At 36.5% G+C, this 21,039-nt stretch carries 24 protein-coding genes; 2 read left to right on the top strand and 22 right to left on the bottom strand.

Features of this window, described 5'->3' with window-relative positions; genetic code table 11:
- Window positions 1-87 precede the first annotated feature (87 nt).
- From rpmF to ACQV2X_RS04510, 17 genes are all read right to left on the bottom strand, one after another.
- On the bottom strand, window positions 88-267 hold the full coding sequence (gene rpmF / locus ACQV2X_RS04430; RefSeq protein ID WP_428874498.1) for a 50S ribosomal protein L32: 180 nt from the start codon (window positions 265-267) through the stop codon (window positions 88-90).
- Window positions 268-296: 29 nt separating this feature from the next.
- Window positions 297-836, bottom strand: a complete 540-nt coding sequence (locus tag ACQV2X_RS04435) for a YceD family protein (RefSeq protein ID WP_428874497.1) — start codon at window positions 834-836, stop codon at window positions 297-299.
- A 124-nt stretch (window positions 837-960) separates the two neighbouring features.
- Complete coding sequence (locus ACQV2X_RS04440) at window positions 961-2,181, bottom strand: nucleotidyltransferase family protein (protein ID WP_428892065.1); 1,221 nt, start codon at window positions 2,179-2,181, stop codon at window positions 961-963.
- Window positions 2,182-2,967 carry a class I SAM-dependent methyltransferase gene (locus ACQV2X_RS04445; RefSeq protein ID WP_428874495.1) on the bottom strand — a complete coding sequence of 262 codons (786 nt, stop codon included), beginning with the start codon at window positions 2,965-2,967 and terminating at the stop codon, window positions 2,182-2,184.
- On the bottom strand, window positions 2,952-3,314 hold the full coding sequence (gene rsfS, locus ACQV2X_RS04450; protein WP_428874831.1) for a ribosome silencing factor: 363 nt from the start codon (window positions 3,312-3,314) through the stop codon (window positions 2,952-2,954). Before rsfS ends, ACQV2X_RS04445 begins: the two co-directional genes overlap by 16 nt.
- Window positions 3,315-3,322: 8 nt before the next feature.
- Window positions 3,323-3,940 (bottom strand): bis(5'-nucleosyl)-tetraphosphatase (symmetrical) YqeK, encoded by a 618-nt coding sequence (yqeK, locus tag ACQV2X_RS04455; protein WP_428874832.1) that lies wholly within the window; start codon window positions 3,938-3,940, stop codon window positions 3,323-3,325.
- A gap of 17 nt (window positions 3,941-3,957) precedes the next feature.
- Window positions 3,958-4,635 (bottom strand): nicotinate-nucleotide adenylyltransferase, encoded by a 678-nt coding sequence (locus tag ACQV2X_RS04460; RefSeq protein ID WP_428874491.1) that lies wholly within the window; start codon window positions 4,633-4,635, stop codon window positions 3,958-3,960.
- A gap of 19 nt (window positions 4,636-4,654) precedes the next feature.
- On the bottom strand, window positions 4,655-4,972 hold the full coding sequence (yhbY, locus tag ACQV2X_RS04465) for a ribosome assembly RNA-binding protein YhbY (RefSeq protein WP_428874490.1): 318 nt from the start codon (window positions 4,970-4,972) through the stop codon (window positions 4,655-4,657).
- A gap of 32 nt (window positions 4,973-5,004) precedes the next feature.
- Window positions 5,005-6,153, bottom strand: coding sequence for a ribosome biogenesis GTPase YqeH (gene yqeH / locus ACQV2X_RS04470; RefSeq protein WP_428892066.1), 1,149 nt, complete (start codon window positions 6,151-6,153; stop codon window positions 5,005-5,007).
- Window positions 6,116-6,649 (bottom strand): YqeG family HAD IIIA-type phosphatase, encoded by a 534-nt coding sequence (locus ACQV2X_RS04475; RefSeq protein ID WP_428874488.1) that lies wholly within the window; start codon window positions 6,647-6,649, stop codon window positions 6,116-6,118. The genes yqeH and ACQV2X_RS04475 overlap by 38 nt, the downstream gene beginning before the upstream one ends.
- Window positions 6,650-6,866: 217 nt before the next feature.
- Window positions 6,867-7,094, bottom strand: a complete 228-nt coding sequence (locus tag ACQV2X_RS04480; protein WP_428874487.1) for a YkuJ family protein — start codon at window positions 7,092-7,094, stop codon at window positions 6,867-6,869.
- A 120-nt stretch (window positions 7,095-7,214) separates the two neighbouring features.
- Window positions 7,215-8,093, bottom strand: a complete 879-nt coding sequence (locus ACQV2X_RS04485) for an NAD(P)-dependent oxidoreductase (RefSeq protein WP_428894275.1) — start codon at window positions 8,091-8,093, stop codon at window positions 7,215-7,217.
- Window positions 8,093-9,304: a glycosyltransferase family 4 protein gene (locus ACQV2X_RS04490; protein ID WP_428874485.1), complete on the bottom strand. Its 1,212-nt coding sequence runs from the start codon at window positions 9,302-9,304 to the stop codon at window positions 8,093-8,095. Before ACQV2X_RS04490 ends, ACQV2X_RS04485 begins: the two co-directional genes overlap by 1 nt.
- Window positions 9,305-9,483: 179 nt before the next feature.
- Window positions 9,484-11,205, bottom strand: a complete 1,722-nt coding sequence (ptsP, locus tag ACQV2X_RS04495; protein ID WP_428876604.1) for a phosphoenolpyruvate--protein phosphotransferase — start codon at window positions 11,203-11,205, stop codon at window positions 9,484-9,486.
- Window positions 11,205-11,471, bottom strand: coding sequence for a phosphocarrier protein HPr (locus ACQV2X_RS04500; protein ID WP_428874483.1), 267 nt, complete (start codon window positions 11,469-11,471; stop codon window positions 11,205-11,207). Before ACQV2X_RS04500 ends, ptsP begins: the two co-directional genes overlap by 1 nt.
- A gap of 169 nt (window positions 11,472-11,640) precedes the next feature.
- Window positions 11,641-13,218 (bottom strand): peptide chain release factor 3, encoded by a 1,578-nt coding sequence (locus tag ACQV2X_RS04505; RefSeq protein ID WP_428894276.1) that lies wholly within the window; start codon window positions 13,216-13,218, stop codon window positions 11,641-11,643.
- A 76-nt stretch (window positions 13,219-13,294) separates the two neighbouring features.
- Window positions 13,295-13,954 (bottom strand): DivIVA domain-containing protein, encoded by a 660-nt coding sequence (locus tag ACQV2X_RS04510; RefSeq protein ID WP_428874480.1) that lies wholly within the window; start codon window positions 13,952-13,954, stop codon window positions 13,295-13,297.
- Window positions 13,955-14,560: 606 nt separating this feature from the next.
- On the opposite strand from ACQV2X_RS04510, the gene ACQV2X_RS04515 reads away from it, so the two are divergent.
- Window positions 14,561-14,803 (top strand): hypothetical protein, encoded by a 243-nt coding sequence (locus tag ACQV2X_RS04515; protein ID WP_428894277.1) that lies wholly within the window; start codon window positions 14,561-14,563, stop codon window positions 14,801-14,803.
- A gap of 30 nt (window positions 14,804-14,833) precedes the next feature.
- Here the strand turns inward: ACQV2X_RS04515 and ACQV2X_RS04520 are convergent, their stop codons facing one another.
- The 5 genes from ACQV2X_RS04520 to ACQV2X_RS04540 all read right to left on the bottom strand — a co-directional run bounded on the left by ACQV2X_RS04520 (window position 14,834) and on the right by ACQV2X_RS04540 (window position 19,889).
- Window positions 14,834-15,904 (bottom strand): M42 family metallopeptidase, encoded by a 1,071-nt coding sequence (locus tag ACQV2X_RS04520; RefSeq protein WP_428874840.1) that lies wholly within the window; start codon window positions 15,902-15,904, stop codon window positions 14,834-14,836.
- Between the two features lie 200 nt (window positions 15,905-16,104).
- Window positions 16,105-17,472, bottom strand: a complete 1,368-nt coding sequence (gene mgtE / locus ACQV2X_RS04525) for a magnesium transporter (RefSeq protein ID WP_428892043.1) — start codon at window positions 17,470-17,472, stop codon at window positions 16,105-16,107.
- Window positions 17,473-17,485: 13 nt separating this feature from the next.
- Window positions 17,486-18,379: an RluA family pseudouridine synthase gene (locus ACQV2X_RS04530; protein WP_428874463.1), complete on the bottom strand. Its 894-nt coding sequence runs from the start codon at window positions 18,377-18,379 to the stop codon at window positions 17,486-17,488.
- Window positions 18,380-18,407: 28 nt separating this feature from the next.
- Window positions 18,408-19,223 (bottom strand): NAD kinase, encoded by an 816-nt coding sequence (locus ACQV2X_RS04535; RefSeq protein WP_428874464.1) that lies wholly within the window; start codon window positions 19,221-19,223, stop codon window positions 18,408-18,410.
- A gap of 21 nt (window positions 19,224-19,244) precedes the next feature.
- Window positions 19,245-19,889, bottom strand: coding sequence for a GTP pyrophosphokinase (locus ACQV2X_RS04540; protein ID WP_428874465.1), 645 nt, complete (start codon window positions 19,887-19,889; stop codon window positions 19,245-19,247).
- A gap of 256 nt (window positions 19,890-20,145) precedes the next feature.
- On the opposite strand from ACQV2X_RS04540, the gene ACQV2X_RS04545 reads away from it, so the two are divergent.
- Window positions 20,146-20,808, top strand: a complete 663-nt coding sequence (locus tag ACQV2X_RS04545; RefSeq protein ID WP_428874466.1) for a DsbA family protein — start codon at window positions 20,146-20,148, stop codon at window positions 20,806-20,808.
- Window positions 20,809-21,039: the final 231 nt, after the last annotated feature.

Here is a 21,039-nt window from a genome sequence, read left to right on the forward strand (position 1 = left end):
AACCGTTAATTGCTTAATCTCCTTGGATAGCATCAACCCTATTGGACATAGAGCCAAAAAAGACCGATTAACCGATCTTTCTTGTTATTATTTTGCTACTTGTTCTACATTTTTTCCTGCGTAGAAACCACAATTACCGCATACACGGTGGCTTAATTTCATTTCGCCACACTCAGGACAAGGATTCATTCCTGGTACGTTTAATTTGAAGTGAGTACGACGCTTTCTTTTTACTGCTTTAGATGTTCTTCTTTTTGGTACTGCCATGTTTTACACCTCCTGGTAGTTGATGACCATTATTTATCTTGGTCTGATAATAACGTTTTTAAGGCTGCAAATCTTGGATCAACTTGATCCTCTTCTGCTTGGTTTTGAAGATTATATTCTTCTTCGGTTACGACTGTCCAGTCTTTGCCTGAAGGAAGATCTGTATCATCCTCTGCAATGACTTGTCTTGGAATATTCAAAAGAATATTATCAACAGCAGACGCTGCGAGGTCAATATAGTCATGTTCAAGAACAATAGTGGTTTCCTCATAGTCTTGAGCATTAAAGTCTAAACTTTTATCAACGTAGCGTTCTCTCACCTTTATTGATAAAGGGACAACTACAGGCTTCAAACTACGAGTTGAAGGCAATGTCACGTCCACATCAAATTGGCAGTGGAGCACAAACTCTTCATCACGCAAAAGGAAGTATCCCTTAGAATGCACTTCATCTATGTGGATTATATCCGACTTGCGTTCACTTATTTGTGATTGGATATCTATTCGCTCATCAAAAGAATAGATGCCGTCACGACAGGCCTCACGTAATTGACGAAGGGTCCATTTCATATATATCACCTCTAAAACGACAAAATAAATTATACTTAAGAAAAGACAGCTTGTCAATCACAATAATCAATTCTAAACCAATATTAGTATAGCTGATTGACGTTCATATTACTAGTTTAGCTTGCTATAAATAAGGCTCATTTAAATAAATGGGATGCTTTGCTATCACTTGTTCTTCAGTTTTTTTATTAGGATTGGCCTGCAAAATACTATCTACTTGCAAGGCCAAGTGATAATTGTCTGCTATTTCTTGCGATAAATTAGAAAAAAGTTTTAGTTTTTCCGAATTAAAGCTGCTTAAAAAGGCTCGCCCCACTTGATTAAAAGCCAAGATACGAAGCACTTTCTGCTTTTTATTTTTTGTTAAATAACTTTGCCACATTGTTTGATCAATATGCAATAAAACCATCATCAATAGACGTTGTACAGCTGACCGTGTCCACCGACTCGAAGTAAGAGCATCCACTAATTCCTCCCAAGACTGAGTTTTGAGATTTTGCTTATAGATAGCCGACTCCATCCCCTCGACCATTCCTTGAATTTTAGCAAGACCTTCTTTCCCCAACGCTAAGATAGCATAGTTGAGTAAGGTATAATAATCTTGCCATTCGATTAAGGAATGCATTTGCAACTTCTGCCAAGTCATTATCGGAAGATTTCGAGCTTTTAGAACACCCTCTTGAACTTCCTTTCTGATTTGACTGCCTGAAAGGATAGATATTGGTTGTAGCTCATGTGGTAGCTCAATCCACTGTTCTAGCTCTTGAGTTTCTTTAAGACGAGGGATAACAATTGGTTGAATTTTAGAACCTTTTAGTGCTTTTAAGTACAGAATGCCTAGCATTTGATTGCTAGCAGATGGATCGAAACTTAAACTGTATTCATGCTGTTTCAATTGTTGAGCGACAGCCGTTTGATAAGCGGCTGGGTAGGCCTTTCCTTCTTTAAGTAAAAGACGGATATTTTTTTGCAAGTCCGCATCAATTAACTCAATAAAATCTAAATAGGCTTGAAGATCTGCTAATTCAGCCGATTCACTTCCAAAAGCTAAATAATCAACCTCCAAGTCTTTCATGATGTCAACGGAGCTTCCGGCAAAAAAATCCGCTGCCTGCAGACTAGCATTCAATGGAAGTTCGAGGACTAGGTCTGCTCCATTTTTTAAGGCAAGCTCTGCCCTATGCCATTTATCCAGAATAGGAAACTCCCCTCTTTGCACAACATTCCCACTCATTAAAACGATAATGCATTCAGCTTGAGTTAAGGTCCTTGCCTTTTTGAGTTGATAGAGATGGCCATAATGAAAAGGATTGTATTCTGCAATAATGCCTAAGGTTCTCAACATTTATTCCCCCTTTTGACATACAAAAAACCAACGATCAGTCTTTTGATCTTGAGATTCGTCATACTGACGTTCACCAAAATTGACCAAAACTTGAATTTGTTGTGGTTGCAAGCCTACTTCTAGTAAAAAATTTTTATAAGTAGCTAAGGGATAGGTTTTTTCTTCTAGGTCGACTTGATAACGTCTATAAAAATCTTGATCAGCTTCAGACTCAACGCGATCAAAGACAGTTAACTGGTGAATTACACTTAAATCATTAGCTTTAGTGAAAGATGTCCACAATAGAGCTCCCTTTTCATCTTCATCCTGATAAGAAAATTGATCAAATCCTTGACTCAATTGATAAGGGGTCCATACATCAAACAATAATCGACCACTATCTTTTAGACAATTAACCATTGAAAAAAGAGCCTGTTTAAGCTCTTCTTCATTCTTTAGAAAACATAAAGAATCTGCATAGCAAGTCACTAAATCATACTTTCCCTCTTCTGCTTCTAGATTGAGCATATCACCTTGTTGAAAGATGAGGTTTTCATATTCATTTCCTGCTTGTTTTTTAGCTTGGTCAATCATTGCTTCATTTAAATCCATACCCTTAACTTGCTGATAATTCTTAGCTAATAAACGGCTAAAATAACCTGTCCCACATGCCATATCCAAAACATTTTCAACAGCTTCTCCTGCATGAGCTAAAGTAAAATCTAGCCACTGATCATAGGCGCTCAAATCATTAAAACGGTCATAAACCAAAGCGACATCGGTAAAACTCATTAAGGATTCACCCATGCAGAAATGTCCACTAATGGCGCATCTCGCCAGATTTTTTCTAAATTATAATGGCTACGCTCTTCATAATGAAAGACATGAACAACGATTTCATAAATATCAATTAAAATCCAGCGTCCGCCATCTTTTCCTTCAGAACCCTTGATATTTATATTCGCTTGATGACATTTTTCAATGATTTCGTCCACAATCGCATTAAGTTGACGTTCATTCTTGGCGTGCATGATTACAAAATATTCTGCCAAGGGTGTCATTTGACTTACATCTAAAGCCATAATATCTTGGCCCATCCGATCGTCCGCCGCTTTTACAATTACTTCTAATTTTTCTTTACTTGATAATGTCATAATTCCTCCTAAATAACTTTATTTGCTTTATAATTTTTAATCCAACTGTTATAGACTTCAATTTGTAAGGGGAAAAGATATTCTTGCCTTTTCATCAAGTGCTTTACTGTCATACGCATCTTCAAAAAACAGGCCTTATCTAAATCAATTTGACTTAGTTTTCTAACCTTATTGACTCCTTTAAAATTACGTCCTTCTTCTGTATAGTCTGCGATATAAAGTATTTTTGCAAGTTTTGACATTTGGTGCCAGCCCGTAGTATGAGCAGCTACCGCTTGAATAATTTCATCATCTTGACATGCTAGATCCGTTTTCAATATTTGTGCAGCAGCAAAACCATGCCAGATTCCTTCTGTTGCGTCTTCAAGCCGCTCGTCTGACCAAAATGCTTGAGCTAAATTTAACATTGCCTCGGATTCAATTTCTTTGGCATAGTCATGCATTAAAGCAACGATTGATGCTTTTTCGATATCTTCTTCATAAAGCTTCGCTAACTCAAGCGCTTTTTTTTCAACCCCCATTACATGATCAAACCGTCTTTTTGATAAACGCTTTTCTAATTGATTAATCAACTCTTGACGGCTCATATTAATAAAGTCTTGTTGGTAAATAAGTTCTTCTGTCATAAAAACTCCTTCTTTCATCAATCCAAACGTCGATATAGGTCGTGGCGGTTAATGTAGTCTATCACCGCATCAGGAACTTGATAACGAATGGATTGTTCCAAGTAGACTCTTAGACGAATTTCCGTTGAAGAAAGCTCTACCAAAGGACTGTCTACCCAGATGATTGGATATTGCCCCCCATAAATTTCTTCGCCTGGACGTCGCACACCCACAAATTGAACCATTGAAGCCAATTCACTAATGTCACGCCAAGTCTCTAGTTCATTAGCTGAGTCACTCCCAATGATAAAGTAAAAGTCGCACTCAGGGTAAGCTTTCACGAAATGCCTCATAGTATCAATGGTATAATTTTTCCCACCACGATTAACTTCGTAGGCTTGGAGTTTAAACAAAGGATTACCTTCGATCGCTCTTTGAACCATTTGCAGCCGGTGTTGAGAAGCAATGGTCTGCTTCCCCGGCGCATGAGGTGGCTTTGCGGTTGGCATAAACCAAACTTCATCTAAATCTAATTGTTTTCCTACTTGTTCAGCCATCATTAAATGACCTAAATGAGGCGGATTAAAAGTCCCTCCTAAAATACCGATGCGTTGGCGATCACGGTCGGTTGTTAAATCCGCTATTTGTCCTAAGGTGATCGAGGCATATTCTCGCTCAAGCCTCAAAATAGTTTGTTCACTGACGATCGTCCGCATGGAGGTCTCCTTTCTGTTGCTATTGAATAGTGGCTATTTCTTCACTTATTCTTTGATATTTTTCTTTGTGAGAAGGGCGATAAAGAACAGCTGTATGTCCAACGGTTTGAACAATTACTGCATTAATTGCTTGAGCAATTTGTTCAGCCGCTTGATCAATTTCTTCATCAGAATTTTGCAGAATATTAAATTTAATTAATTCTCTTTTTTCAATGGCTTCATCCACTTGTTGAATAAAGACTTCTGTAATTCCTAATTTTCCGATTTGAAAAATTGCTTTTTCTTTTTGCGCTTTTTTTCTAAGAAACTTAATTTGTTTTTTATTTAATACGGTCATATTGACTCCTTTTCTAACTAGATCTGTTTAACCTAAATCATACTTTCTCTTTGTGTAACTTGGACAGCTTTTGGAGCCCATAGTCTTACTTGAACAGGTTCATTAACTGTTAACCATCCTAGTCCAGCAATCGCTAAATCTTGATTGGGTTTTAATTGATAATCCCTTCCTTGTAGTTCAGGAAAATTAACTGCTTGATTGAGATATGGAGGACTTAAGAGTTGTCCTTTGTGCTCAATGTAAAAGTCATCTGCCTTATCCGTTTTAGTCCGGTGAATATATGTCTCATTGGAGACATAAAAAGTAAAGGCTGCCCTTTCTCCTGCTATAAAATCAACTCTACCTGCTCCAGCTAAAAAGAGTGTTTGACCAGCATTTAACTGAAAAGTTCTAGGCTTAATTGCTTTATTGGGTAATAGTTTTTTCATTCCCTGACGATCTAAGTAATGAGCCAGTTGGTTTTCCTTGATAATTCCCGGAGTATCAATGATACCCGTTGTTTCTGTTAATGGTATACGAATCGTATCGAGTGTGGTGCCCGGATGATCAGAGGTTGTGATTATTTCTTTGTTTCCACCATAATGTCTCAGTAGTTGGTTAATTAAGGTAGATTTTCCAACATTAGTAACTCCCACTATGTAAACATTACGTTGTCTTACCTCGCGGTCAATCCGATCAATTAGAGCTTGTAAGCTAGCTGGCTTATTGGCTGACAGCAAAAACACTTCGTCTGGTTTTAAACTATTTTCAAAGAAACGCTGTTTCAACCAATGAACGATTCGATTTTGTTTGACTGATTTTGGTAATAAGTCTACTTTATTAGCGACTAAAACAAAGGGTTGCTTGCCAATAAAACGATTTAAGCCAGATAACATACTTCCTTCAACATCAAATATATCAATAACATTCACTACAAAAGCATCGTCTTCTGAAATGGAAGAAAGGCGATCCAGAAATATATCGTCTGAAATTTGCACATCCTGTAGCTCATTATAATGACGCAGTCTGAAACAGCGCTGACAATAAAAATCGCCTTCTATTTTTTTCTTCTCCAAGATAGAAGCCAATAAATACCCCATCTTATTAGGATCTTCACTTTGAATTTCAGCCCCACATCCAATGCATTGATAGTTTTCTTGTAAATTAGTTTGGTCTTTCAAGTTGGTCCCCCCAGTCTCCATGTCGGTCAATCCCAATCCATTTCAGTGCCATTTTTTCTAAAGTGCGATTGACCAGGGTGTAAATATTATCATTATTGACAATAGGTTTAACTAAAAGTACTTTCAAACCTAAACTCTTAGCTCCTATTACATCGGTCATTATCTGGTCACCGACCACTAAGACATGCTCCGGCTTAACTTGCATTCTTTTCATTGCTAAGCGAAAACTACGTCTGAGCGGTTTTAAGGCATGACCGAGATAAGGTAATTTTAAAGGATCCGCCACCCTATGTACTCGTTCGGGATGATTGTTGGATAAAACAAATAATTTTATACCTGCATCTTGCATACTCTTTGCCCATATTGCTAATTCTTGGGTATGATCTAGGCAATTCCATGCCAAGAGTGTATTATCAAGATCTACTATTAGGCCTTTAATTTGCTGGTTGATTAGATCAGATGGCTTAAGACGATAAACTGAATTAAGACACCAAGTGGGTTGAATCAATTTTCTCATGATTCCTCCTATACTTTTTTATTATCTTCATTAACTTATTTCTTTTTTTACTTAAAGTCATTATAGCACATTCTTGTATTCTTATACTCATGATTCACTGGCTCTAATATTTATAATTATCTTGCTTAGGATTTTAACTGATGAAAAGATTATATGTTTATGATAAATAAAAAGAGGTCTAGGATTTCGATTATCCTCAGACCTCTTTTTGTTTGTATTAACCCAACAGATCAAATATTTCAATGGCTACTAGATCAATGTTGTCAAAGCGGAAAACAGTTCCCGTTTCTGATTCTGTCATTTCAAAAGCATCATCATTTGGTAAATAAGTCACTTGGCATTTTTCAATCCCATCCAATTCAAATCGACGAATTTCAACTTCATCTTTTGCCTTAGTCATTGTTTCTAGTCGTTGAATAATTCCAGTAAGTACAGATGCTTTCATGATTTCCTCCATTCTTCACTAAGAAGATAATTTATTTTATACAAGGTATACTAACAAACTGAGATAAAATTGCAAGAAATAAATTTTAAGTTGCTTCCCAACTTAGAGTGAGGAGGACTATTAAGCTTGATCCCACCAAAGCTTAATCAAAGCTTGAGTACCATCATTTTCATGACCTTCTTTTGCTAATTCTTGGTATAAATCATAGGCAAGTTTTGTACCTGGTAAATTTAAATTGGCTTTTTCAGCTTCTTCTAAAGCAATACCTAAATCCTTGATATAGTGCTTAACAAAAAATCCAGGTGAATAGTCTGATCTTAAAATACGAGGGCCATAATTGGCCAATGACCAGTTATTAGCAGCTCCACCAGTCAAGGTTGCAATAACTTTTTCTAAGTCTAACCCATTTGCTTTAGCATACCTTAATGTTTCGACCATGCCGGTCATTGTCCCAGCAATCATAATCTGATTACTTGCCTTAGCATGTTGGCCAGAACCTGCAGAACCATGGAGTTGAATACTTGCACTAAATGTTTCAAGAATAGGACGAACTTGATCTAAAGTTGCTGCATCTCCTCCAACCATAGCTGTTAGGCGTCCTGCTTTTGCTCCTAAATCTCCACCAGAAACAGGTGCATCTAAAACAGTAACACCCAAAGCTTGTCCTTTTTTAGTGAGTTCCTGAGCCAAACTTGGTCTAGAGGTGGTTAAATCAATAAAAACCTGACCTGAGTGAGCACCCTTAAACAAGCCCTTTTCACCTAGGTATACCGCTTCAACATCTTCAGGATAGCCAACTATTGTTAAGACTAAGTCACATGCCTGAGCAACTTCTTCAGGTGAAGCTTGCCAAATAGCCCCTTCTTCAACCAATTGATTGGCTTTAGACCTCGTTCGATTATAAACATAAAGCGGATAACCAGCTCTTAATATGTGTCTAGCCATTGATTGTCCCATAACACCTAGTCCGATAAAACCTACTTTGAGTGTTTGATCCACTATATTTTTCCTCCTATTACAATTTCACGAATAACATTTTTTACTTTACTAAAGACACGATCAAAAAGGCCAGTTTCTTCTTCAATATATCGCTCACATACTTGCTTGTAAAAGGTTAAAACTTGATCCGTAAACTTTTCTACTGATATTTCATATAAGTTATCTGTATCAATTGGATCAACTTGTTTTGAGTCTTTTTTCTCCAAAAAGTCTCTAATTGCTTGATTAAGTGTGTAATTTTCATCAAATAAGGCGCCAAAAGCCTCTTCTTGCATCACAGTCTTGAGGTAATCATTACTCTTAGCAATGATTGGACAGCGGTTAACAATTGCTTCTAGATAAGTCAACCCTTGCGATTCCGACTCTGAGGCATTTACATATAAATCAGCCATTTGGTAATAACGCCAAACTTCATCATGATCGACAAATCCGACAAAGCGCACATCTAAATCATGTTTACGACTAAATTGTTCTAGACTATCTCTTTCTGGTCCATCCCCAGCAATCACTAATTTTAGATTTGGATCCTTTTGCTTCAATTCACAATAAGAATATAAGACTTCAATTATATTTTTTTCTTTAGATAAACGTGATAAAGATAATAATACACGGTCTTTACTATTAAAACCTAAAGTCTTCCGCAAAGTTTTAGCTTCTTCTGGTTTAAAATTTGGAATGTTTACTCCAGTAGCTATTATCTGTATAGGAACATGAACACCATAAGATTCTAAAGTATCTTTAGTTAATTGACTGGGCGCAATGACTGCATTTGATTGGTTACAATACTGACGTGAAATTACTCTTACATGATTGGCTTGAACTAAGAGCCCATCTAAAATATAGTGGGTATAATTTTCATACATTGTATGATAAGTATGTATATTAGGAATCTTCAAACGGCTAGCAACATACTTACCAGCTAAACCCATACTAAACTCGGTGTGCGTATGAATAAGGTCTAAGTTCATGGAACGCGCTATTTTCAAACAGCGATCGAATCCCCGATATGCAATTCTTCGATCAGAAAAACTTAAAAAGGGAACACTTGAAATCCTAACAACATCTGGCTCTGCTTCTGCATTCGGATCAGTAGTAGTGAAGATAACTACCTCATGTCCTCTAGCTCGCAATTCTTTTGTTAATAATTTGATTGAAGTTGATACACCACTTAATTGAGGAAAGTAGGTATCCGTAAACATGCCTATCTTCATAATGCTTCCTTCCTAGAGCTTATTTCTATTCTCATCTATTATAGTAAATATTTTACTACCTTAACAACAGTGTTTTTTGTAAAAAAAAGACACTAGAAACGATTTGTTCCACAAACATATGGCTATGCTTAAATGGCGACAAACTTTTCCTAGGGTCTTAACTATTTATGAAATACACTTTAGGCTAAATATTGATTAACAAGCTCTTCTACTGCTTCAGATGAATTACATTCCTTGATCACGCGATCAGCTAATTCTTGCATCTTTTTACTATCTAAGCGTGAAATTAACTGACGTGTTCTTAAGATTGACGAAGCAGACATTGAAAACTCATCTAATCCCATACCTAGTAGAATAGGTACCGCCATTTGGTCACCAGCCATTTCACCGCACATACCAACCCATTTACCTTCTTGGTGAGCTGCGTCAATTACAAATTTGACTAATCTCAAAATAGAAGGATTATAGGGTTGATAAAGATAAGAAACTCGCTCATTCATTCGATCAGCAGCCATTGAATATTGGATTAAATCATTTGTACCAATTGAGAAGAAGTCTACTTCCTTTGCAAATTGGTCCGCTAAAACAGCAGCAGCTGGAATTTCAATCATTATTCCAACTTCGATAGAATCTGAATATTCAACCTGCGCTTGTTGAAGTTCTTTTTTAACCTCTTCTAATAAAGATTTAGCCTGGCGAAACTCTGAAATTGTAGCAATCATGGGAAACATGATTTTCAAATCACCATGAACCGATGCTCTCAGTAATGCTTTCAATTGTGTTTTGAACATCTCTGGCTTATCTATAGAAATACGAATAGCACGGTAACCTAAAAATGGGTTCATTTCTTGTGGCAACTTCATATATGGCAAATGCTTATCGCCACCTATATCCATGGTTCGAACGACCACCCCTTTACCATCAACAGCTTCAAGCACTTGACGATAAGCGCGATATTGATCATCTTCACTAGGAAAATCAGAAGCATTCATGTAAAGGAATTCTGTTCGATACAAGCCTACTCCATCTGCTCCATTATCAATAGCTCCCTCAACATCCTTAGGGGTTCCAATATTGGCAGCAATTTCTACTGTTTTACCATCACTAGTTATGGATGGCGATGCTACCAATTTTTTTAATTCTTCTTGGTCTTGTTTAAATTGGTCGCCTTTATGCTGATACTCTTTTAGTTCTTCCTCGTTTGCTTGCAGGATAATTTGACCTTCTAAGGCATCTACGATTAAGTTTTCTCCCTGTTTAACCGCTTGAGAAACACCTTCAATCCCAACAACGGCAGGTATCTCTAACGACCTTGCCATGATAGCAGAGTGAGATGTTCTTCCGCCAATCTCTGTGACGAAGGCTTTCACATATTTTTTATTCAATTGCGCAGTGTCGCTTGGCGTTAAGTCTCTAGCCACCACAATTACTTCATGGTCAATAGTAGCTGGAGTCGGTAATTCCACTCCTAATAAAGCAGCTAAAAGTCGTTGTTTCACGTCACGGATATCTGCTGCACGTTCTTGCATGTAAGGATTGTCTTCCATCGCTTCAAATGTAGCAATAAACATATCTGCAACTTGTTCAAGACTAGCCTCTGCATTCATCTTATCTTCTTCAATCAAAGTTTTTACTTGGGCTAGGAATTCTGGATCTGATAAAACTAAAAGATGTGCATCAAAAACTTTTGCCTCTTCTTCACCTAATTGGTCAGCAGCTAATTGGCGAATATTTTCAAGTTCCACTTTTGCTTGGTCAACAGCGACAGACAAACGCATAAGTTCCTGTTCACTATCTTCAATTGACTTTTTGTCAAAACTTAAGTCGGGATCCACTAATAAATAAACAGGTGCAATTGCAATCCCATCACTAGCCGCAATACCGGTTAGTTTATTAGTCATTATTCAGATAAGCCCTCTTTCTTCATGGTCTCTGTTACCGTTTCAATAGCTTCTTTTTCGTCAGAACCTTCAGCTGTAATTGTAACGTCAGCTCCTTGTCCTACGCCAAGAGACATCACTCCCATAATTGATTTCAAATTTACTGATTTACCTTTATATTCTAAGTTAATATCTGATGAAAACTTACTAGCTGCTTGCACTAATAAAGTTGCAGGTCTTGCGTGAATCCCAGTCTCAGCAACTACGTGAAATTCTTTCTTTTCCATATGTTCATCTCCTTAAAGACATTATTTCTAATATTAAGCTATGCGCTGAATAGCTATTCATTCTAGGCAAATAAAAACCCAGGCAAACGCTATCATTATTATACACAAAACCAAAATTAAAAGCTAAGATTATTTACTTATTAAATACCAGTAACCCTTAATAAGAGATTTACATCAACTGTTTAAGTTTAACATCAGGGTGTTTGTCTTTAAACCAATTTTCAGCAAACTGATTTTCAAAAAGGAAAACAGCTTGGCCGAAACGATCTTTTGCCAGAAGGTTTCGTGAGGAAGACATCTTAGGGTCTAAGTCCTCATCATCAATCCAACGTGCAATTTTTGACCCCATTGGTGTCATTTCAACTTCTGCATTATATTCGTTTAATAAACGATATTGAAAAACTTCAAACTGCAGTTGTCCGACCGCTCCTAGTATATACTCTTCTGTATGATAGGTCTTATATAATTGAATGGCTCCTTCTTGCACAAGTTGTTCAATTCCTTTATGGAAAGATTTTTGCTTCATTACATTCTTTGGCGCTACTTTCATAAAAATCTCCGGCGTAAATTGTGGTAGTTCTTCAAATTGGACGGCTTGGTTACCTGCATAGATGGTATCACCTATTTGAAAATTCCCCGTATCATATAAGCCAATAATATCGCCTGCAAAAGCATCTTGGACTTCTGCTCGACTGTCGGCCATGAACTGGGTAGTATGTGCCATTCGAATGGTTTTGCCGGTTCGGTTTAAAGTAACTGTCATTCCCTTTTCAAAACGGCCAGAAACAATCCTTACAAAGGCAATGCGGTCACGGTGTGCTGGGTTCATATTAGCTTGGATTTTAAAAACAAAGCCTGTAAAACGCTCATCTGTTGGCTGGATATATTCTTCGTCAACTGTTAAAGCCGGCGCCGGCTGATGAGACAAATCGACAAAGGCATCCAAGAAAGTTTGTACGCCAAAACCCGTTAAAGCGGACCCAAAAAAGACGGGCGTTAATTTTCCTCGTGAAATAGCCTGGCGATCAAAACTATTACCCGCTTCATGTAAAAGTTGTGCATCATCAATTGCTTGACTATAAATAGATGATGATTTAAAAGCGTGGTCTCCTTGGGCATGTCCTTCTTCATCCAGTGCTATAAAATAATCTTCATCATCTGATTGACGAATTTCCACGCGCTGATTGTATAAATCATATAGACCTAGTAATGTTTTACCCATACCCATTGGCCAATTCATTGGATAGGCATTAATTCCTAAGACTTCTTCTAATTCCGCTACTAAATCCATTGGCTCGCGTCCATCGCGGTCTAGTTTATTCATAAATGTAAAGATAGGAATTCCACGCTTTGAGACGACCTCAAATAATTTCTTAGTTTGAGGCTCAATTCCCTTACCAGAATCGACCACCATAACAGCAGCATCGACTGCCATTAAAGTACGGTAGGTATCTTCCGAAAAATCTTCGTGACCTGGAGTATCAAGAATATTAACTTGATAGCCATCATAATCCACTTGCATGACAGAAGACGTGACTGATATGCCTCTTTGCTTTTCAATTTCCATCCAATCTGATTTAGCGAATTTATTTGATTTTTTTCCCTTAGCTTTTACCGTTCCCGCTTCACGTATAGCTCCAGAAAATAATAAAAGTTGCTCGGTGATAGTTGTTTTTCCAGCATCGGGATGGGAAATGATTGCAAAAGTTCGACGACGCTCCACTTCTTTTGTTATATTTTTAACCATTATTTCTCCTCATTTCTGTTGATAACTTAAAGACAAGAAAAACTGGGTTTACCCCCAGCCCTTTTTTATCATTTAGTTAACCATGAGCTTTCTTAAAATCAACCAATTTTTTGTCATTTGTCTTTTCTGCCGTTTCTTCATTCTTTATAACATCTTGAATTAAACGTTGTAATTCCTCTTTTTCTTTATCTGACAATTGTTTTTCTGCCGAAAGATTCTTTCGATGACTGTTTGGTTGTAAGTCATCTTGCTCATAATCTTCAATCTGATTCCTAAAACGATCCACTTGCTTGCTAGGAAAAACCTCATCAAAATTAGTTGATGAAACAAATTTTTCATAGTCTGAAATCATATCTAGCATTTGTGATTGCATCATTTTTAATTGATCTTTTAAATCTGTTCCTGTATTGGCTAGTTCCTTACTATAATATGCAAAGTTTTCTTTGTATTGGGCCACTTGCTCATTAGTACGATTTATTAGCTTTTCTGCTTCTGCTTCTGAATCGGCAATAATTTCATTTCCTGTCTTTCGTGCGTCCACTAAACCATCTTTTAGAGCGGCTTCAATCGACTGGAAATAAACCACTTTCTCTTCTAGAGCTTGTACTTTCTGGTTTAAATTAGCAACGTCTCTTTCTAAAGATTTAATTTTTTCATCTTTATATTCAACTAATTGGTTAACTTGTTTGCGATTATAGCCAAATAGATTAACAGACACTTCGCTGATACGGTCCATTTAGTCACCTCATAACTTTCTTTTCCATCAACTAATTTTAACAAAAAATACTTGTTTTGAATAGGTCCTATTGCGATATCCCTTATTTAATGACTTTTTAAACAGATAAATTATCATAACAAGTGCAACGTTCAATAAACGCAGAGTTCATTAGCTATATTAATAGGTAAATAACCAAACAAAACAGATTAAAAGGAGCCATTAACTATGAGTTATAACCATCTTACAATAGAAGAGAGATCTTGTATTTATCAATTTTAAATTTAAGAAGGAGTATCATAAAAATTGCCAAAACATTAAGAAGATCTCTTAGTACAATTTCAAGAGAAATAAAAAGCAATTCTTCAAACATTAAGGTTCGTAGACGAAAAGAGAGACATAGAAAAAGCAAGTATTGTTTTGTAACACTGCAGAAAGAAGATCCAGATATTACATAGCAATATTAGTAGAAAATAGAAAGTCGGAAAATGTCACATCGGCAATCATTAATGCGCTAAAAGATCTTGTAAAAACAATAACATTTGACAGAGGCGAAGAATGTTCAGAATTTGAGGAAACAGAAGAGGAATTAGGCTGTAAGACATATTTCTATGATCCTTAGTGTGCTTGGCAAAAGGTACAAATGAAAACAGCAATGAGCTTTTAAGAGAGTTTTATCCTGAAGAAATGGATTTGTCAAAAGTAAGTAAAGATGGTTTACACAATAACCTAGAGTTAATGAAAAATAGACCAAGGAAAGGTATAAAATATAAACCACCTAAAGAAGAACTTTTTAGTTTCTTACTATCGGTGTTGCATTTGATTGGACAATTCGTCAACAAAAAAAGACCTGTCATTTCTCATCTATAAGAAATGACTAGGTCTATTACCTAAAAACGATTAATCTACCATCTCTGCTTCTAAGTATTTATGAATTAAGTCATATGTGGCAATTACTGAGGTGATGTGTGTTCTTTCAAAGGCATGACTAGCATCAATTCCAGCACCAAACAATCCGTGACGTACATCTGCTCCGGCACGCATAGCTGCAGAAGCATCTGAACCATAGTATGGATAGATATCTACTTTATAAGGAATCTTATTTTCATCACATAATCCAACTAATTGATTACGTAAGCCAACATGATAAGGGCCAGAAGCATCTTTAGCACAGATAGACACTGTATACTCATCTGAAGTTTGATCATCTCCTAATGCTCCCATATCGACAGCAATATATTCTTCAACTTCTGGAGCAATGTTAGAGTTTCCACCGTAGCCAATTTCTTCGTTATTAGAAATATAGAAATGAGTAGTATGTGCTAATTTAAGTTCTCCAGCTTTAATTGCTTCAATAGCTTCTAATAAAAGGGAAACACTCACTTTATCATCTAAGTGGCGTGATTTTAAATAACCGGAGTCAGTAATTTCTGCACGTGGATGGAAAGAAATAAAATCTCCTACTTCGATACCTAATTCTGCTACATCTTCTGGGTTAAAAACAGGGTGGTCTAAACGAACTTCCATATTGTCTTGATTGCGTTCTAATGACCCTGCGTTACGGTAAACGTGAACAGAAGTCTGATGCATTAAAATCGTTCCATCAAAAGTTTTACCTGTTTTTGCAGAATGGATTTTGCAATATACTCCTTCTAGCGAATTGTAAACAAACCCACCGATTAGATCTAATTTCAAACGACCATCAGCTTTTACCGCACGAACCATCGCTCCTAAAGTATCCACGTGAGCTGTAATAAAACGCTGACGTTCTTTATTTTTTCCTTCTAAAGTTACTAGTAAACCTCCTTTTGGTGTCTTAGTATACTCCACTTTATCCTGGTCAAATTTTTTCATTAAATGCGACACAATTTCACCAGTATAACCAGTTGGTGAAGGAATCTCGGTTAATTCTTTCACACGTTCTAAACGTGCACGATCTGATTCTGATAATTGATAATTCAATTCTACCATTCTGTTCTCTCCTTTATATTGATCCATCTTAAAAGATAAATCATTGTAATCACTTGATTCTACTATACAACAATTAGCCTTAAATTCAAAAGCAAATTATGAAAAAATAACAATCCTTTAGATTTTTATACTTGGACCAAAGTTTGAAAATTGAAATTCTAAAACAAGTGGGTGTCTATAGCTAGAGGCTTTTCTTATCATTAAGGTAAATAGGTTAAAAAAACTCGGGCAATTGTAAAATAAATGAAGACTGAAGTTAAGTCACTTAAAGTTGAGATAAATGGACCACTAGCCACAGCGGGGTCAAAGCCTATCTTCATCATGAGTTTAGGAATCAAAGCACCGGCAATATTAGCCACCACGATTGCACAAGCCATAGCAATCCCTATGATCATACCCAAAAAGAGATTTCCTTTCCAAAAGCCTGCCACTAGGGCTATGGTTAACCCAACTACCAATCCTGTGACTACTCCTGTTAGTAATTCAAAACTAAAGGAATCAAAAAATTTATCATCTTCTGATTTATTAGTAAGCTTGCGAACAGCAACCGCTAAAGATTGAGTTCCAGCGTTACCTGCTGTACCGGTTATTAATGTAACAAAGCTAGATAAAACAGGCACTGAGGATATCAAACCTTCAAACTGAGAAATTAGAGTGGCTGTCCCCATCCCCATAAATAGCAGTGTAACTAACCAAGGCAAGCGACTTTTAGAGGCCTTAAATGGAGTAGTATGAATTTCATTAACATCAACCGCAGCCAAACCTGAGTAGTCACTGTCTGCTTCTTCTTGAATAACGTCTAAAACATCATCTACCGTTATAATACCAAGTAATTCACGATCAAAGCCTACAACTGGTAGGGCCAATAAGTCGTAATCTTGTACCATTTTTGCTACCTCTACTTGATCATCATTTACTTCAACTGTTATTAAACGAGGATTAAGGATTTCTGAGATTAAGGTTTGATCATCATGAACAATGAGATCTCTTAAAGATAAAACACCCTTTAGTCGTCTATCTTCATCAATCACATACACATAATAGATAGTTTCTGCTTGAGCGGCTGCCGTTTTTAAGTGTTCATAGGCTTGTTTAACTGTATATTCTTCCTTGACAGTTACAAACTCAGTCGTCATGATGGATCCTGCTGTTTCGTCAATATAGTTTATCAAACGAGATATTTCACGGGCAGACTTATTAGGCATTAAATGCATGTAAGTATTTACTTTTTCTTTATTATCAATATTATTTAAAATATCCACCGCATTATCCGCGTACATTTCACCTAAAACAATAGCTGCATAGGCATTTTCCATCTCTAGGAAATACTCTTCACTCAAGTGAAGAATATCTGATTCAAAGGCATCAAAGACATCAGCGAGTTCACTGGGAGCAAGATATTGATAGACTGTTTTTCGCTCAGAACTGACAAACTCAGTAAAAATTTTGGCTTGATCATAATTATGTAACGCTAAAAACTCAGTACGAAAGCGTGTCATACGGTTGTTTTGCAGCATAGCTTTGAAACTAGCGACGCTTTCTTCAAAACTTCTTTCAAATACTTCCATTGCTATTCCTCTCTTAGTTAACTTGCTGGGCTTGAATCCAATCTTGCATATCTTCTGGTAGATTCATCTCAAAATGTAAGGGCTGTTGAGTCATGGGGTGGTTAAACTCCAATTGGCCACAGTGAAGCGCTTGACGTCTGATCGTTTCGGTCAAAGGACCTCCATATAAATCATCGCCAATTAAAGGACCTCCCATATGCATTAAGTGTACCCGAATTTGATGTGTTCGTCCTGTATGAAGCCTTATTCTTAAGTGCGCTCCATTAGGATAAGTTTGCTGACACCAATATTCGGTCTTGGCATATTTTCCACTTTCATGAACACGCCGGGTTATAATTGAAGACTCCGTACGTGCAATAGGTGCTTCAATTATACCATGGTCTGACCATTGACTGCGACTGCTTAGAGCATGGTAATATTTAACCACTTGACCTGCTCTTACTTGACGATCCATCAATGCATGAGCTAATCGATGCTTAGCAATTAACATTAAGCCTGATGTATCACGATCTAACCTTGTTACTATATGGATTACTTGATCCGAGTAGCCTTGCTTTTGGTAGTAACCTCTCACTCGATTAGCAATTGAACTCGAAGGATTTGCTAAAGAAGGAATTGAAACTACTCCCACTTGTTTATTTAAAATAAGTAGATCATCATCTTCATAGACGATTTCAATTGGGTCATCTGAAGGTGGAACTGTTTCATGCCCTCGCTCGATGGGAGCTAATAAATGAAGACAGTCTCCTTTACGGATTTTAAAACGAACAGGTACTTTTAAATGGTTCAATAACAGTTGACCTTCAAGCTTAACCTTTCTTAAAAAGGCCTTTGGTAACTGTTGTTGTCTTAAAAATTCTTTAATCGTTATTTCTTCCGATTGATCATAAAACCACTTCAACTCCATTATAAACCTCACCTTTTATTGATTAAACTTATTTTCTCACTTGATTAGCGATAAAAGAGGATTCTACACGATTCCAATAATGCATATGCTTAAAGCTAGCGAAATGAATTCTCTCCTTAGCCAATTGCAAGCGCACCGTATCAATTGTCTGGTCCGCCCAAAATAGATGGTCAGTCGTGATATCCATCCATTCATTGGATGGATCTGGTTTTAAAGTGAGCCATTCATCAGCCGGTAAAATAATAGGCGAGGCCAAGGATCGATAAACACGATTATTAACCGAAGCCATCTCTGTCATCTGTATTGCTTCAATTCGTGGATGCATTACCGCTCCACCTAAAGATTTGTTTAACCCCGTAGACCCGGTTGGTGTCGCAATACACAATCCATCCCCACGAAATGTTTCAAAGAATTGGTCTTTTATTTCCACATCACACACCATTGTTTTACGATGCGAACGAATACTGCATTCATTGAGGGCTAGAACATGTCTCTTTTTTCCATTACCGAGAGTAATAGCTACCGATAGTAAGGGATATGAAATGGATTCAGCGTCATTTTCAACAATACTCTGTAAAACTTGATCCATCTGTTCGCCTAACCAGTCCGTATAAAACCCTAAATGTCCCGTATGAATCCCTATAAATTGAGTATGATTGATAAATGCCTGGTACTGGTGAAAGGCTGATAAAAGTGTGCCATCTCCACCAATTGATATTACATAGTCAGGAGTTTCCCCGTTAGAGAGCTCTTTTAATTGATAGTGATGGAGTTTAGTTTTAAGTCGTTGAGCATAGGCAACTGATAAAGCTTTTTTATTATATACTAATCCAATCTTTTTCATAGTTTCTCCTTACTCTTGCTCTTAACGCGAGTCAAACAGTTTGGTTGCTTCATGAATCTCTTCACGAATCTGACTCATTTCTTCATCAAGTAGAAAGGCAGCCTCAGAAGCTCGTTGAAGTCTTTCTAATATTTCAACAGGATACTTGCCATCATACTTATAATTTAACGAATGTTCGATGGTTGCCCAAAAATTCATCGCTAAAGTTCTAATTTGTACTTCCACAATAACCGAAATGTTTCCTTCAATTCTTTCCACCGGATACTCTAAGATCATATGATAAGAACGATACCCACTCGGCTTATGATTTTTAATATAGTCCCTAATCATAATGACTTTAAAATCAGACCGTCTTAATAGTAAATCTGCTACTTCATAGATATCCTCAACAAACTGGCACATCACTCGAACCCCAGCTATGTCCTGAACACCACAAAGGAAATCTTTGGCTTTGATTTGTCTAACAGCCATTTTTTCCATAATACTTTCAGGTGATTTTACTCGTCCGGTAACGAATTCGATCGGTGCGTGTCTATCCAAATCAATATATTCTTGGCGAATACTTTTTAATTTTAGCTTCAATTCTTCAACAGCCTGACCATAAGGGGCTAAGAACAATGCCCAATTGTCGACAAAAGGTTCTTCATATACATATTTATTTTCCATGATTTCCCCCTTTCTAGCCCTCTACAAGTTTTCAAAATATTCAACCCATATCAGTCTAATTGATTAATATCATCCAGAAAATATTTTACCATAAGTCAAAGGGTTTTCGTATATAACTGTTCATTAGTTGAAATATCTATCATTTTACGGCATACTATTTATTTGTGAGGTTTTTCACTCTAGGCGTATTATTATAGATTACACTATGTTTATGATAAGCTTATACTAAGAAAAAGTAATACGAAGGAGGAATAGTGTGGAAAATTATATGATTGATTATCACTTTAATGGTCAGGCAAAGTATTTTGACTTTTATTTGTTTGTCAATCCTTTAGGGCGAAAATGCTACTATTCCGAGCAAGAGATTAATAAGGCTAGTAAATTAATTTCTTCAAAGATTGACATTAATATTCTTTGTATACATAATGAAGAGATTTTAAATGACTTTATGCAGCGTTTAGGCATTATTCAACCTAGTTTAGCAGTCCGTAATGACCTCTACTGTAAACTTTATAAAGCTGCTTTAGCCGTAAAAGCTGCACACTTTCAAGGCAAACGTAAAGGCAGATGCTTTTTAAAAGATTTACAACAAAAAATTTATCACGATCTATCTCTTTTGAACGAAAACTTAATTATGGACCTTGCTGCAAGCAATGGTTTAGATTCAGATTTGTTCTATGAGGATTTCTATTCCGATTTCACACGAGAATTATATTTTAATGACCTTAAAATTGCTAAAGCCATGGGTGTTCATTCAACCCCTAGTCTTGTGATATTTGATTCTACCCGTGAAGATGAAGGGATTTTGCTCGAGGATAATGTTACTTATGAATCCGTTATTGATCATCTAGATTTATTACATTCACAACATTTAGATCACTCTGTTAAATGTTCTACCCATTTTAATTTATTGAAATAAGAGGTCGAGAGGCTTTCGTTTCAGAGATTGACCGCTTATTTCTTTCAATAGTTTTTTGAATGACTTTTATTATAATACTTAACTATCAACAATTATTTCCCTCATAAAATTTTCCTCTCAAGTCTCACAGAGTAGACCTTTTGGGAGGCTATTTTTCATAAAAATTCACCCTTTTATAAGAATAAAACAGACGAATCAAGCGATTCGTCTGTTTTACTTACCTTAAAAGTG

The sequence above is a fragment of the Facklamia sp. P12945 genome (genome assembly GCF_050409485.1).
Taxonomy (GTDB): domain Bacteria; phylum Bacillota; class Bacilli; order Lactobacillales; family Aerococcaceae; genus Facklamia.

Excerpts from the sequence above, each read along its gene's own strand:
- ACQV2X_RS04435 (WP_428874497.1), bottom strand. The coding sequence starts at position 836 with ATGAAATGGACCCTTCGTCAATTACGTGAGGCCTGTCGTGACGGCATC.
- yqeH (WP_428892066.1), bottom strand. The coding sequence starts at position 6,153 with ATGGAGACTGGGGGGACCAACTTGAAAGACCAAACTAATTTACAAGAA.
- ACQV2X_RS04500 (WP_428874483.1), bottom strand. The coding sequence starts at position 11,471 with ATGGAAAAGAAAGAATTTCACGTAGTTGCTGAGACTGGGATTCACGCA.
- ACQV2X_RS04505 (WP_428894276.1), bottom strand. The coding sequence starts at position 13,218 with ATGGTTAAAAATATAACAAAAGAAGTGGAGCGTCGTCGAACTTTTGCA.
- ACQV2X_RS04480 (WP_428874487.1), bottom strand. The coding sequence starts at position 7,094 with ATGAAAGCATCTGTACTTACTGGAATTATTCAACGACTAGAAACAATG.
- ACQV2X_RS04540 (WP_428874465.1), bottom strand. The coding sequence starts at position 19,889 with ATGGAAAATAAATATGTATATGAAGAACCTTTTGTCGACAATTGGGCA.
- ptsP (WP_428876604.1), bottom strand. The coding sequence starts at position 11,205 with ATGACTAATAAACTAACCGGTATTGCGGCTAGTGATGGGATTGCAATT.
- ACQV2X_RS04440 (WP_428892065.1), bottom strand. The coding sequence starts at position 2,181 with ATGTTGAGAACCTTAGGCATTATTGCAGAATACAATCCTTTTCATTAT.
- yqeK (WP_428874832.1), bottom strand. The coding sequence starts at position 3,940 with ATGACAGAAGAACTTATTTACCAACAAGACTTTATTAATATGAGCCGT.
- ACQV2X_RS04475 (WP_428874488.1), bottom strand. The coding sequence starts at position 6,649 with ATGAGAAAATTGATTCAACCCACTTGGTGTCTTAATTCAGTTTATCGT.
- ACQV2X_RS04490 (WP_428874485.1), bottom strand. The coding sequence starts at position 9,304 with ATGAAGATAGGCATGTTTACGGATACCTACTTTCCTCAATTAAGTGGT.
- ACQV2X_RS04535 (WP_428874464.1), bottom strand. The coding sequence starts at position 19,223 with ATGAAAAAGATTGGATTAGTATATAATAAAAAAGCTTTATCAGTTGCC.
- yhbY (WP_428874490.1), bottom strand. The coding sequence starts at position 4,972 with ATGACCGTATTAAATAAAAAACAAATTAAGTTTCTTAGAAAAAAAGCG.
- ACQV2X_RS04460 (WP_428874491.1), bottom strand. The coding sequence starts at position 4,635 with ATGCGGACGATCGTCAGTGAACAAACTATTTTGAGGCTTGAGCGAGAA.
- mgtE (WP_428892043.1), bottom strand. The coding sequence starts at position 17,472 with ATGGAAGTATTTGAAAGAAGTTTTGAAGAAAGCGTCGCTAGTTTCAAA.
- ACQV2X_RS04510 (WP_428874480.1), bottom strand. The coding sequence starts at position 13,954 with ATGGACCGTATCAGCGAAGTGTCTGTTAATCTATTTGGCTATAATCGC.
- ACQV2X_RS04530 (WP_428874463.1), bottom strand. The coding sequence starts at position 18,379 with ATGGAGTTGAAGTGGTTTTATGATCAATCGGAAGAAATAACGATTAAA.
- ACQV2X_RS04445 (WP_428874495.1), bottom strand. The coding sequence starts at position 2,967 with ATGGGTGAATCCTTAATGAGTTTTACCGATGTCGCTTTGGTTTATGAC.
- ACQV2X_RS04520 (WP_428874840.1), bottom strand. The coding sequence starts at position 15,904 with ATGGTAGAATTGAATTATCAATTATCAGAATCAGATCGTGCACGTTTA.
- rsfS (WP_428874831.1), bottom strand. The coding sequence starts at position 3,314 with ATGACATTATCAAGTAAAGAAAAATTAGAAGTAATTGTAAAAGCGGCG.
- rpmF (WP_428874498.1), bottom strand. The coding sequence starts at position 267 with ATGGCAGTACCAAAAAGAAGAACATCTAAAGCAGTAAAAAGAAAGCGT.